9 protein-coding genes and 3 tRNA genes are annotated in these 13,110 nt (G+C 45.5%); 7 read left to right on the top strand and 5 right to left on the bottom strand.

Going from position 1 to position 13,110, the window contains the following annotated elements; translation table 11 throughout:
- Positions 1-143 precede the first annotated feature (143 nt).
- On the top strand, positions 144-2,702 hold the full coding sequence (locus QUA23_RS02975; protein WP_333073103.1) for a PhoD-like phosphatase: 2,559 nt from the start codon (positions 144-146) through the stop codon (positions 2,700-2,702).
- A gap of 364 nt (positions 2,703-3,066) precedes the next feature.
- Here QUA23_RS02975 and QUA23_RS02970 read toward each other — a convergent pair.
- The 3 genes from QUA23_RS02970 to QUA23_RS02960 form a co-directional block, all read right to left on the bottom strand.
- Positions 3,067-3,138: transfer RNA gene (locus QUA23_RS02970), tRNA-Thr, on the bottom strand.
- Between the two features lie 73 nt (positions 3,139-3,211).
- Positions 3,212-3,293: transfer RNA gene (locus tag QUA23_RS02965), tRNA-Tyr, on the bottom strand.
- Between the two features lie 197 nt (positions 3,294-3,490).
- Positions 3,491-5,311 (bottom strand): ABC transporter ATP-binding protein, encoded by a 1,821-nt coding sequence (locus tag QUA23_RS02960; RefSeq protein WP_333073102.1) that lies wholly within the window; start codon positions 5,309-5,311, stop codon positions 3,491-3,493.
- Between the two features lie 23 nt (positions 5,312-5,334).
- Between QUA23_RS02960 and QUA23_RS02955 the strand changes: the two genes are divergently transcribed.
- The 6 genes from QUA23_RS02955 (at position 5,335) to QUA23_RS02930 (ending at position 9,428) form a co-directional block, all read left to right on the top strand.
- Complete coding sequence (locus QUA23_RS02955) at positions 5,335-5,565, top strand: hypothetical protein (RefSeq protein WP_333073101.1); 231 nt, start codon at positions 5,335-5,337, stop codon at positions 5,563-5,565.
- A gap of 96 nt (positions 5,566-5,661) precedes the next feature.
- A complete protein-coding gene (locus tag QUA23_RS02950; protein WP_333073163.1) occupies positions 5,662-5,892 on the top strand; it encodes a hypothetical protein in 231 nt (76 codons plus the stop codon).
- A 68-nt stretch (positions 5,893-5,960) separates the two neighbouring features.
- Positions 5,961-6,032: transfer RNA gene (locus QUA23_RS02945), tRNA-Gly, on the top strand.
- A 248-nt stretch (positions 6,033-6,280) separates the two neighbouring features.
- On the top strand, positions 6,281-6,685 hold the full coding sequence (locus QUA23_RS02940; protein WP_190663244.1) for a hypothetical protein: 405 nt from the start codon (positions 6,281-6,283) through the stop codon (positions 6,683-6,685).
- 4 nt (positions 6,686-6,689) lie between these two features.
- A complete protein-coding gene (locus QUA23_RS02935) occupies positions 6,690-7,955 on the top strand; it encodes a glutamate-5-semialdehyde dehydrogenase (protein WP_333073100.1) in 1,266 nt (421 codons plus the stop codon).
- A gap of 333 nt (positions 7,956-8,288) precedes the next feature.
- Positions 8,289-9,428 carry a fatty acid desaturase gene (locus QUA23_RS02930; RefSeq protein WP_333073099.1) on the top strand — a complete coding sequence of 380 codons (1,140 nt, stop codon included), beginning with the start codon at positions 8,289-8,291 and terminating at the stop codon, positions 9,426-9,428.
- A gap of 117 nt (positions 9,429-9,545) precedes the next feature.
- On the opposite strand, the gene QUA23_RS02925 is transcribed toward QUA23_RS02930, so the two are convergent.
- Both QUA23_RS02925 and QUA23_RS02920 read right to left on the bottom strand, forming a co-directional pair.
- Positions 9,546-11,249: a lipoxygenase family protein gene (locus QUA23_RS02925; protein WP_333073098.1), complete on the bottom strand. Its 1,704-nt coding sequence runs from the start codon at positions 11,247-11,249 to the stop codon at positions 9,546-9,548.
- 319 nt (positions 11,250-11,568) lie between these two features.
- Positions 11,569-12,702: a class I SAM-dependent methyltransferase gene (locus tag QUA23_RS02920; RefSeq protein ID WP_333073097.1), complete on the bottom strand. Its 1,134-nt coding sequence runs from the start codon at positions 12,700-12,702 to the stop codon at positions 11,569-11,571.
- Positions 12,703-13,110 lie beyond the last annotated feature (408 nt).

Genomic DNA, 13,110 nt, shown 5'->3' with positions numbered 1-13,110 from the left:
TTATTAATTTTACTTAATGAGTTGTTACAATTTTGGAGACTTGGGTTGGCAGACTTAGCATTAATTAAGCGGGTGACAGATGCTCGATCGCCTAAAATCTGATTGCTAGAACACTCTTATTTAATTTTTATTTTTTAAATCCTATGTCCTGGACACCATTAAGTCATCGAATTCATCATTTGCCGCTGATCCTTGCGGGCCCGATTTTGCGCCGGACTGAAAGTCGGGCGGTGACAGTTTGGCTGGCTCTGAAAGCACCCCGCCAAGTCGAACTCAAGGTTTATTCGACAGAGGGCGGAACCGGCGAAATTGTCGGTCAGCCCTTACTGCAAGGTGCGATCTCTACCGTACAGCTCGGCAAATACCTGCACGTAGTCGCGGTGACTGCTAAACCCATTAATAGCAATATCTTGACATCAGGGCAAATTTATGCTTATGACATCGAGTTTGCTGGGAGTAGCGAGTCACCGTCGGCGGGCGCAGCCCCAGAAAATGAGAAAGAAAATCTCATTTCTTGCCTGTGGCCTGCCGCCCCTGATTTATCGGCTTTGGGGCCGGGGACGATTAGTTATTTCGCTCACCAGTTGCCGACTTTTGCCCTGCCACCGAACGATTTAAACTATTTGCGTATCGTTCACGGTTCTTGTCGCAAGCCCCACGGAGACGGCAGAGATGCGCTGCCTATCTTGGATAATTCGATCGAACAGTTTGCAGGAACGGCAAATAGTAGGCCCCACCAACTGTTTTTAACGGGCGACCAAATTTACGGCGACGACGTTGCCGATGCCATGCTGTGGGCCTTGACTGACGCTGGCGATACACTGTTGGGCTGGGAAGAAAGTCTACCCCTGATGGATGATGCCCAAATAAAAAAGAATTTGTGTATTAGTATACCTAAAAATTCGGAAAACGAAACTGCACTTGGCCAAAAGAGGGAAATTTTTAGAGAGTCGCCAATTCAGAAACCGTCTGATGCTGAGTATCAGTCCAAAAAACCAATTGAGTTACAGCCGGGGACTCGCAGCGATATTGCTAGAGATTTTGGCGGCTTTACGGCGATGTTGGTGAATAAACCCGCCAATGCTAAAAGTCATTTATTTAGCTTGGGCGAATATTATGCGATGTATTTGTTAGTTTGGTCGCCGGTACTCTGGTGCACGAGTTTTCCGAAGGGTAAGGATATTTGTCCAAATTCTAAGCAGGCAAAAGTCTGGGATAGAGAAGTTGTTGAACTTAACGGTTTTGCTCGCAATTTGTGGAGGGTGAGGAGGGCGCTAGCGAATATTCCTAGTTATATGATTTGCGACGATCATGATGTTAGCGACGATTTGTATTTGAATCGAGAGTGGTGTTACCGGGTGCTGGGAAAGCCGCTGGGCCGACGGGTGGTGCAGAATGCTTTGCTGGCTTACGCTGTGTTTCAGGCTTGGGGCAATACGCCTGCACAGTTCGATCGCGAAAAACCCGGAGATAAATTATTAACAACTGCGGAAAAATGGTCCGCTTCTGCTGGTACGGATGTTTCTGCTTGGGAGGAGGCGGCTTCGTATTTGGGAATTCCTGCACTCGATCCGAAAACTCATTTGCCTAAGTTGAAATTAGATGAAGATGTTTTTATTTTGGATCGAGATGAGGAGGGTGTCAATGAGGTTTTGAATTGGCATTTTACTGTGAGAAGTTTTAAGCACGAGGTGATTGTACTGGATACGCGGAGTTGGCGCGGGTATCCGGTGAAAAGCGCGATAGATCCACCGATGCTTTTGACTCACAAAGGTTTTGAGGAGCAAATTCAGCAGCCTTTCAAGGAGACTGATTTGCTGAATAAAACTGGGGAGTTTGAGATTGAGGCGACGCTGGTGGTTGTACCAACAAATTTGGTGGGGTTGTGGATTATTGATGCGGTGCAAAAGTGGGATGTGGAACAGGGGAAGGTTTTTAATAGTGATGCGGGGGATGCTTGGAATTTTCATGAGTTGGCTTTTGTAAAGCTGTTGTCGGAGTTTTTTAAGCAGCGCGATCGGGTGATTGTGTTGACTGGGGATATTCACTATGCTGCTGCTGTGCGACTGAGTTATTGGTCTGATTGTCATTTTGGCGATTCTCGGCCGAATATTGAGCCTTTGACGAGGGATAATTATCGGTCAAATTGTCAATATTCTGTGCTGGCGCAGTTGACTGCTAGTGCTTTTATCAATGAGGAGTGGAAAACGCATTTAATTCATACTAAGATTAAGTCGCTGTTTCCTGAGCGCTCGCATGAATGTTTGGGATGGAATCAGCCGCTGGAATTAATGAAAATTCCCAGGAGTAGCAGAAAGAAAGCTCTGGAGGCTGCTGTTAGGAATAGACAATCTCTGCCTGACTGGGGCTATCGGATTGACTGGATTAAACGGCAAAGATCTCGGGTATTTTTGCTGCTAGAAAAGGGAACTGCGTCAGATAGATCTCATAAAAATAAACAATTGTCATTCCTGCGTAGGTTGTGGAATTTTATAGCGTTGTTGTGGCGCAATCGCTGGCTGCAAGAGGGTGATGAGATTGTGGGATATAGCAATATTGCGATCGTCAGTTTTCAGTGGCCTGCTGAGGGTGATGGGGAAAAAGCGGTGATGCAAAATGTTTATTGGCGACCTCTTTGGGAGCCCGATAGTGTGGTTTACAGTCAATATTTCGTCCCACTGGGATTGGATGAGGATGATTAGATTCCCGATTTCTTGAACAAGTCCGGGAATTCGATATGGGGACAATATTGTGATGAGTTTGTAGAAGTGCCCGCCGGGAGCATCTCAATGAAAGCAGCCAAGCTAGAAACTGGAGCCTGGAGCCAAGAGGACAGAGGAAGAAGGAAGGAGCTAGAAGAAGTGTTTTTACCAATATGAGATGCTCCCCCGGCCGACTTACTCAACCAGTTCACAGTCAGAGGGAAAAAGTCCGGCGCCAACTTGACAGATATGGAAGTCGTTTTGGAGATATTAGAAAACCATGGGCGCGAAAGTTGAGCGGAAAACTAACCTTCTTGCTGTGCGATTAACCTGAAATCCTTGAGGTATATAGCAGAGAATAGCAAGCCCGTGACGAGATTTGAACTCGTGACTTCCTCCTTACCAAGGAGGTACTCTACCACTGAGTTACACGGGCATAAAAAATTAAGAACCTCCAATTAAAAAATTAATTTTTAATTCTTAAATTTTAACTTTTTATTAAATTGAGGTGGGCCGAGCTAGATTTGAACTAGCGTAGGCGTAGCCAGCGGATTTACAGTCCGCCCCCATTAACCACTCGGGCATCGACCCATTTCCATCACAGTTATACATCCTAGCACCAGAATCTTTATTTGCAACATTATATTTAAAACTCTAATGATTCACTTGATAACACATAAGTGAGTTAGGGGATGACGGAAAAATTGAACACTATTTAAGGTGTGCATTGCTAAGTCTAGGCTGGATGCCCGCCCCGAGCACCCTAAGTCTAGACTAAGAGGAAATCGCTAATTCACTAATTCCCCGGTTTCTTGCAGGGAGTGGAGGCGCCGGTAAATGCCTTGTTGACTCAAAAGTTCTTCGTGGCTGCCAACTTCGACGATTCTACCGCCGTCGAGTACGACGATCGTATCGGCTTCGCGAATTGTACTGAGTCTGTGGGCAATAATGATGGTGGTGCGCGTACCGAGGATATTTTGCATGGCTAGCTGGATCGATCGCTCCGACTCATAGTCCAAACTAGAAGTAGCCTCATCAAAAATTAACACATCCGGCTCCACCAACAGCGCCCTCGCAATTCCCAACCGCTGCCGCTGACCGCCGGACAAGCGCATTCCTCTCTCCCCGACCACGGTATAGTAACCTTGGGGCAACAGGCGCACAAAATCGTCTACCTTGGCAATGCGACAAGCATCCTCAACTTGATCGAAAGTGGCGCTTCTGTTTCCGTAAGTCAAATTTTCCAGCAAAGTACCGTTAAAAACGTCTACTTCTTGGTGGACAATGGCTAAACGCTGCCGGTAGCGAGTCACGTCTAAGCTGCGAATGTCTTCGCCGTCGATCAGAATGCGGCCGGAGTTCGGTTCAAAGTAGCGAAACAGAAGTTTAACTAAAGTCGATTTCCCGGAACCCGATCGCCCGACTAATGCTACAGTTTGACGGGGATGAATCAATAAATTCACATCCTGCAAAACCGGTTTTTGACTGTCGTACCCGAATGTCAAACCGCTGATCTCAACTTTGCCGGTAAATTTATAAGGTGGCTGTGCCGATCGAGCATTTTCTGCTAAATTAACCGCATCAACACCGTCTGGCGTTTGCATAAACTCGTGGAACCGGATCATTGAAGAATAACGCCGCGCCAATAATTCGGCGATTATACTAATCGGACGCAGTTGGGAATATGCCATGCTTGCCAGGGTGTAGACGGTAACAAAATATCCGAGGGAAATTTTGCCCGCAACCGTGGCTGCTAGACTAAAACCGAGAACTGAAAACAAACACAACTGGACGATCGTCTGCTGGTATGTCCCCAGGGTGACGTATCCTTTATGAATGCGGTTGATCACGACTTTTAATTCGCGATCGAGTCTGGTGGTTTGCCTTTTGAGTTCATCGCTTTCTGTCGCAAAAGCTTTGACTGTTTTGATGTTGGTGATAATTTCCGAGTTGCGGCTTTCGGTATCTTCAATGTATTCATCCAGAATTTCTTCCCGCGCAGTCACCTGTTGCAGGCCTTTGAGGGTGAAACTGAGGATAAATAGGAATGAAACCAAAATTAATAAGCCAATCCGCCACTCAATTAAGCAGATAACGGCAAAAATGCCGATTAAGCGGACGACTTCGGGGATGAATTCGCCAGCAATTTCTGGGTAAGTCCAAGTATGGTTGGCGATGCCTTTGGCGATGCGGCTGGCAATCCGTCCGGCGTTGTTTTCGTCGTAAAATTCTAGGGGCAAGGTGAGGATTTTGCCGATGGCACTTCTCATTTGATCGCGCCTTGCCCTCAATGGTATCGCCCAGTGGAACCAATTTCCCACCCAAGGCTGTACCGGTGCTTTGGCGACTGTTACCAGAAAAATTATGCCCAGCAAGACGGATAGCGATAATATTTTGTTGGGTGAGTGCTGGGTAACAGAGGCGATCGCTGTTATGAGTTTTTGCGTTACTGTATCTGTAGGTTGACCCGACAATACGTTTAATATTTGACCGATCGCGTAAGGAACAAGCAAATCGGCTAGTGCCAAAACGCTGGATGCGCCTATGCTGTAAACTGATATTTTCCAGTAGCGACTGTAGTATTGGAAAATGTCCTGAAAGTTTGCCATAAAATTGTGTTGAGATACAACCCTTGCAAACACTTGCATCTAAAATTGCGCTCTCGGCGCGCTTTGTTTACAAGTGTACTACAAAAGTAGTCGATCGGGAAGTCATCTCGGCTCATGCTAGCGACTCGCCCGATCGGGTGATTTATGGCAATCATTCGATCGTCAGCAATCGATCCGCATTCCTGGGCAATCAATTCCAGACTAAGGGCAAAAAAATGCAAAAGACAGAATTTTTCTTAAATTCTGCCTTCTGAGCAAGGTCTTATAAGTTTTACGTTTGAGTAGTCTGTTAGCTGAAGGTGTAGGCTGATTGCAGCGCCCACCAGATCAAGAAGCCGATTCCGCCGGCAATGACAATCGCCGAAATGGCGATCGCTATAGGACTGTCAGCTCCCTTGAACTTCATGATTCCGCGATTTAAATCTGACATGACAGTGTTCTCCCACAATTCCAGCTTGATTGTAGCTTTGCCGTCGGCCGATGGCGGTCAATTTTCACGGCAATTACTGATTTGGTTAATGATCTGGCTGCTGAAATTGCAGGTGGGGGGTGGGTTTGGGGGGGGTTTACTGGGTTTGTGAAAAAAACTTACTAAAAAGACTTGACAAATTTCGAGAATTGAGACAATATTGTTAATACCGCAGGAAATGCGGGTGTAGCTCAGTGGTAGAGCGTCACCTTGCCAAGGTGAATGTCGCGCGTTCGAATCGCGTCACCCGCTTTAGAAGATAAAAAAATCCAGGAAACCGGAAAGTATATCAAGAAAGTTTTCGGTATAGTCCTAATGATGGTTGAAAATACCTAAGTTAGTGGTAAGATTGAATCCAGAACTTGCAAGTCAAAATTGCCGATCGGGCCATATCTCGGAACAGGCAGTTGAAAGCCTCGGTATGCCGAAATTGACAAGTTTGATTAAGTGGATATGTTAACGATTATTTTTGCAAAAACGCTTTTTTTATCCGATCGCTCGTGCCATCTCAAAAAGTTCCAAAGATTGACTTAAACGATGAGTACCCCTGTCCTTGCCGACGCCGGGGTCGTCTAGTGCCTATAACGTTGACAGAAGCCTTTGGATGCAACCGCTGTCAACAAATATTTGTATTGGACGAAAGTGGATACGTGATCGAGCAACTATCAACGAACTATCCTTACAAGCAGGCTTGGCGGTGGACAGGGAATCAGTGGAACAGAGCGCATCCGGGTTTGAAGGCCCATTATTTGCCACTGGCTTTGGGTATGATATTGGTGCCGTTAGTGATTTGGTTGCCCTTGGCGTTACACTCGCCGGGCCCGAATATTATTCTGTGGGCAATGGTCGCCGTGCTGCTAGCAATGCTGCCGGCGCTGATGGTATGGCTCGCTTACAGGCGTTAGCTAGATGATAATAGAGGATTTTACCCATTCATCAGATGCCGCAAATGTCGCGCGTCGCGCTTATCAAGCTTCTTTGGAGTTGGCTACGACAAAGAGTGCCGATCGCGCTGCTGCTTTGCAGGCGATGGCGGGCTCGCTGAAACGCCGGCAAAATGACATTTTAGAAGCAAATACTCTCGATCTAGAAGCAAGTCGGGACATGGCGATTCCGGAGTTGATCGTGGAGTGGCTGAAGCTGACGCCGGAACGGATAAAGACAACTGTGCAAATTCTGGAACGGTTGGGGGAAATGCCAGATCCCATCGGCAGGGTGATCAATGCTTCTTATCAGGTCGATCGCTGTCAGGTTTACTGTCAGTCGCTACCGCTGGGGGCGATAGCTCTAATTTACGAGGCGTTTCCCGAGTTGGGGGCGATCGCCGCGGGTTTGTCTCTCAAAAGCGCTAACAGTTTGATTCTTAAAGGTGGCAGCGAAAGCTGGCAAACTAATACAGTAATTGGAGAAGCTTTGATTTCTGCCATCGAGGAGGTTGGTTTGCCCTCGGGATGTTTGCAGGTACTGCCACCAGACCGGGGCGCTTCGATCAGAGAATTGGTCACTCAAGACCAATATCTCAATTTAATTATTCCCTACGGCAGGCCAAGTTTGGTGCAGCAGGTAGTAAGGTTGTGTACAGCACCAGTTTTGAGGTCGGCAATGGGAAATTGTTACCTTTATTGGTCACCGACTGGCAGTTTGGAGATGGCAAGGTGGATGATTTTGGACAGCCATCAAAGCGTTCCCGATCCTGTTAACGCGATCGAAAAAGTGCTCATCGATCGCAACCAAAAGCCTTCTTCCTTAGTCAGGCTGTGGAACAGTTTAAAAGAAAAAGGCTTTCAAATTAGCGCTGATGCGGATCTCGTCGCAGATTTCCCAGACTTGAAGCTGGCGGAACCATACGAGTGGACTCAACCCTATTTAAACAAAACCATAGCGTTTAAAGTTGTCGATAGTTTAGAGATTGCGATCGGCTGGATCAACCGCTACAGCAGCGGCCACGCTGACTGCATCGCCACTGAATCTTACTTAGAAAGTCGCCAATTTGCTCTGGATGTTAACAGCGCCTCAACTTTTATTAATGCCTCACCTCGGTTTTGGCGTTATCAAAATCGGGGAGATGCGATATTTTTGGGAATGTCCAACCAAAAAGGTTATCGTCGGGGATTGATCGGGTTAGATACGCTGACGACAATTAAAGAAATTGTTCAAGGAAACGGACTTTTTTAATCTTATAGGATATTTAGGATTAGTTATTGCAATATTAAATCAAAGTCAAAAGTCGGATAGTATTATCGATGCCTAAGCCTTTATAAGCCTTTAATAGTTGTTTCCAAATTTTTATTTATGGAATACAATAATATTTGGGTACAACAATTAGACAGCTTTGATCTCAAGCAATTTAGTCACAAGCTCCCGGAACGACACCGCGGACACAGATAACATTTCCGCGTCCTGAGAATAAGCCCCGGATTCATTTGTGGGTCAATCTAAAATCGGTACAGGCTCTAATTAACTTTAAAAAGTTATTAACTCACCCATGAAAATACTCTTAGCGATAGCATGAAATCCAAAAAATTACTCAATACTCTAGACAAGGTGGCAACGCCGACTTTAGGCGAAGAAACGCTAATTCATCACTCGGTATATGTAAAAAGATTGCGTCCGCTGCTGCCGTCTGATGCCTTTGAACCCGATCGGAGCAAGTTAGCAATACTATTCATCAACGCTGCTATTTTATTGCTGGGATGGGGAATTGCTGCTAATCTCGATCGCTGGCCTGTTTATCTTTTAGGGCTTTACTTACCTTTAGCAGTCATCATGGGCAATAGTATTATAGTTTTGCTATTTAGCTCCCACGATTTGATGCACGGTAGCGTTCAGAAAAAGTCGCGCTTCACTTATCCGATCGCCTTTTTGGGACTAAGTATGCTGTTTATGCCGCCTACTCAGTGGAAAAATCTGCACAATCTCGTACATCACAATAACACGAACTCTGTGGCCGACCCCGATCGCAACTATCTCTACCAGCAACCAGATACTTGGGGAAAATGGATTCAAAATCTGTTTGTCCCGTCGGTGGAAGTCAATTCGGTGTGGTTAATGGTAGGGATGGCCGGTTCGTGGTTAGTGCATAATTTCCGCAATCTCACCTCGGTACTGTTATTTAACGATAAATCTGTCGATTACGTACCGGCTGCCTTTACAGTTAGTCCTAAAGATAGATTGACAATTGCATTTGAATGTCTGGGAATTTTAGGAATTCATGCGAGCATTTTGTTCTACCTAAATTTTCATCCGCTCAAAATCGCTCTTGCGTACTTTTTGCCGATCGCAATTGGTCATGCAGGCGCAATGTTTTACATCTATACCAACCACATGGGTTGCCGGATGACCGCCATTAACGATCCGCTGATCAACAGTGCTTCAGTGCGGGTTCCTAAAATATTTGACTTGCTGCACTTAAATTTCTCTCACCACACAGAGCATCATATTTTCCCCAGCATCAACTCAAACTATTATCCGATGGTGCAAGAGTTGTTGGAAATTCACTATCCCGATCGCCTGAATTTAATCGATGCTGGGCAAGCTTGGCGGTTGCTGATGCAAACACCCCGGCATTATCAAGATGAAATCACCTTCACCGATTCGTCTGGTACAATGTCCGTGAATTGCGCGATCGCTGAAGAATACAAAAGCTGAGAATGTGCAGGGGTTCTTACATCTTCTACGATGCTTAAGAACAAGCCAGAAAGCCTGTTCCACAAAAAATGAATTTTCTTGTGGGGTGGGCGAAACACCCACCCAACAAATATACTCCTACATACTGATGCTATTTAGTACCAACGAAGGCTTGAGAGCCAAATAAGGGATGACTCGTTTGTGATTGTTAGCATCAATCTTTTGTTCTGCCATATTCAAATTTTGCTGGAACTGTCTGGCTAAAAGTTGGATCGGCGTTCCAGCAAAAACTTCCTCGAAACTCATCCGGTAGAGTTCTCGGAAAGATTTATCGTAATAACCCAAACGGTCATATCGATAAGCTGACAAAATAAACAGAATTTGCAGTTGGTCAGCCGCTCGTTTGTACGGAGGAAGCAACCGTAAAATGTCCTTTTCCGTAATCAATTCTAGATTACCCGAAGCAGTAATTCTAGGAATGTCTCGGTAGGCTGCCAAGGGCATATTGGCGGCAAAACTCATGTAGTCATACTGAGGAAAATTGATAGCTGAATGCTGGGGACCGCAGGTAAAAATTATAGTTGTGACAATTTGAATTAATTGTTCAACTGTGTTGATGCGCTCTGGCATTCCTTTGACTTTACCGCCACTATCTGAGGCTAATTCTTGGGCCCAGGTTTGCAGTTCCACATCTTGTACGATCGCCATCTCCGTCGGGTAAAAGAATTTTAGATAGCCCGATACAAAGGTTTCAATCGCATTCCACAGCAGCAATCCATCATCTCGGTAAGGATAGTGAGGCAGTTGATTGGGGTCATCCATTCCCCGATTTTTCAGTTCAGCGGGTAAGGCAAATTCATCAAGACTCCACGTACTGCACGCCTCTCTAGTAAGTTCCATTGTCTCAGCCAAGGTGCCGCCTAGCAATTCATCGACGGGCCCGCCGGGAGCGATCAAGTGAGAACGCGCCAGATCGTTGTTGGTCAACATAAAGCGAAAGTGCGGTTTCAGCAGCAGGCTCAGCGGGTGATTTTTTGCCAACTGTCGGGCGGTGACGATCGCGATTGGTTCCATCACCAGATGAGTTCGACCTAAATGCGAGCTCATTTCATGGTGATTGGCATCTGCTACTTGTACGCAGAGTTTCGCAAACAGCCAATCGACAGGAGGATCGAATGGGGTGTAGACATGGCTATCTGGGCTGGGATCTAGTTGAATGGCAATAGGTGTCATTTCACCGCGATCGCGGACTCCCGTCCACCGCCAAGCGAAAAAAGCCCGTGGTTTCGGCAAGTATTTTCTGCCTTTTTCATAGGTTCCGCCTCCAACGAGAGCCGGCGCGCGATAGTGTTCGTCAGTACCTGTGTAATCGGCAATGTAAATGTTTTTGTCCTGCAACTCTTGGCGCAGATCGAATAATGGGTGCAAACTGGAAAGACCCCTCAGTGTTTCTGCCCGAGGATCGCTGGCATCTAACAGGCGAAGCACCATCGGATTGGCTCCAGACAGGCGCTGTTCTGCAAAAGAGCGATCGGTTTGGTAAATTTTGGCAACTCCAGGTAGCGGCAGCCAAGTAAAAAAGTCTTCATAGTCTTGGAGTTGGTCGAGAGGATCGAGAAAAGTTCTCGAATCGGCTGCCAGCATATTTGCTGGAAGTTCCGAGGTTGCTAATATCCGTTCTGCAAGATACTTGCTCGAAAAATTCTCGACTGCGGGCACCTCTTTCAATAATGCCAAAGGTGATAAACTCTCATAGTCAAACTGATAAGCTTGTTGCTGACGATTCAAGGAATCTTTGCGCTGTTCTGGGTTCGGGTCGTCTTGAGGAAGAGAAGGTTTCATATTGTCTACCATTGTATAAATCTACTCTCTTTTTGTAGTAAAATATCAGACATCATCACTACTGATCGAGGATGGAATTTAAAAACTATTGTGCAGGCTCACGCTTGATATAGGTATTATTCACCGAGAAATAATCTTATTCCGGATTTTTTTAAACTCAGAAAAATTCCTCCAAAGAAGGCAACAGTTCTCGATCGCCCTAAATCTAGGTTGAAAGGTTTCATTCTCCCGATAAGTAGCTCGCACTCAAGAACCCCGACTTCTTTGAGATGTCGGGGTTCGGGGTGTTCGGTTTTTTGAGCTGGGTCTTGATTAGCGGTTAGGCACGAACCATTAAATATTGACCGTTGCCGTTATATTCGCCGTCACAACTCGCGAAATTAGCCACAAACCAAATCAAGTAAAACCGCCAGATTCGCCGAAATTTGGCATAGTCGATGCCGTAGTCCAAATCTTTGACTATTGCCTGAGAATCGTCAAAGTTTTTCAGCCAGTTAGCAAAGGTTGTGGAGTAATTGTATCCGTTGAGATACCATCTTTGAATGGTTTTGAGGTCTTTATTGTGGCTGGGAACGGCATCGTATTTCCAGTAACGACCGTGGGGGAAAATGTATTTGTGGGTGAAAACGCTGGATATATTGTTGGGAGTGCGAACTGTGATGATATGAATGAAAACTTTGCCGTTATTCTTCAGGAAAGAGGCGAGTTTTTGGAAAGCCTTCGTTAAATTACCTACATGACAAAAAACTCCTATGGAGAGAATTTTATCAAATTTTGTCTCGAAGTTGGCGTCGTTCAAATCGCCTTCATATAAGGTAAATCGACCGGAACTAAGGTAGCTTTCGGGGTCTTGCATCTTCTGACGCATATACTCGCATTGGTGGTGGCTCAAGTTAATCCCGGTAAAGGTGACATTGGGGAATTTGGAAAGAATGTAATTCGGAACACAACCCCAACCGCAGCCAAAGTCTAAAATATTGTCGCCATCCTGAATCTCTAGCTTCTCAATAACATCATCAATCATCTGCATTTGCGCTTGTTCAAGGTTGGCGGCTCCTTTTTCCCACAATCCCATGCTGTATTTAGGATAAATGAGTTTTCCATCGCCTAACATCGGATTCAGCATTGCTTGAGGTAAGTCGTACTGAATCTTCATTAAATCCCGCGGTCCTTCGGCTGTATGGTCTGTTTCTGTTAGTACCCATTCGTAGGGTGCAAGCAGGGACGGGAAATGCTTAAAAAAGACGGGCATACAGGTATCAAAAAGCGATCGCAATACTGAATCTGGGACTTCTAATCCGTTGATGTAAGACTCTGCTACTGCCATTTGCACCGTGTTAACTGCACTGACTGCGAGGCGGGTTGCTCGATAGGCGATCGGACTTTTGGTATGTACATCTCCCACGATGGGAATGTGCTTTTCGAGGTTTTGTAGGGCTGTTGATGAAGTCATGGCTATAGTGGTTTTAAAGATGCTGCTATTCTATCTCACGAAAATTAGCTGGTTGTTAGAGAGCAAAAAAGCTGAAACTATTACAAAGTCAGGTTTCCACAGGAAAATTCCGAAAATTCCGAAAAATATATCGCCGTTGAAGGGGATTTGATAACGGATTTATCGGGCTTTGGGCGATCGGAATTTTATTAAGAATTATGTCAGTTTATTTGAGATTTGAGATTTGAGATTTGAGATTAACTCCACAGCTTAAATGGGGGTATTTTCACGGTGAAATGAAAATTTCAGTGTTCATTTATACCATTTTATATCTTAGAATTGAGAATGAATGATCAGCTAAGAGTTGGACTCTTGCCTAGAGTTGCATTCTTTTTTTAAACTGGTGCCAGTTGGGGGCTTGAGCTGACG

This window comes from Microcoleus sp. Pol1C5, from assembly GCF_036701115.1.
GTDB lineage: Bacteria > Cyanobacteriota > Cyanobacteriia > Cyanobacteriales > Microcoleaceae > Microcoleus.
The sequence above is the reverse complement of the archived record's forward strand: the minus strand, read 5'-3'. Positions and strand labels throughout refer to the sequence as shown.